Here is a 236-nt window from a genome sequence, read left to right as displayed (position 1 = left end):
GGCCAGACAAGAACGATGCTGTGGTGAGGTATACGTTGGGCGAGCAGCAAGAACGCAATCTCTTCGCCAGCCGCTACCAGTTGCACCTTCCAACCGAGCAGGAACTCGAGATGGAACTGCGCCGTGAAGTCCGGCAGTTGTCTGAAGCAACACCAATCAAGACAGCTTCCAAAAGAAACAAACCGCGCGCATAGAAAATCGGCACCAAAAGGTGCCGTTTGTTCTTGATTGGCCGG

1 pseudogene is annotated in these 236 nt (G+C 53.8%); it reads left to right on the top strand.

Features of this window, described 5'->3' with window-relative positions:
* Window positions 1-194, top strand: a pseudogene (locus tag AC0IYU_RS35000) (PDDEXK nuclease domain-containing protein); the annotation flags it as partial.
* Between the last annotated feature and the right edge of the window lie 42 nt (window positions 195-236).

This window comes from Variovorax sp. AC103 (genome assembly GCF_979254005.1).
Note: the sequence above shows the minus strand (reverse complement) of the source record. Positions and strands in the feature narration are given on the sequence as shown.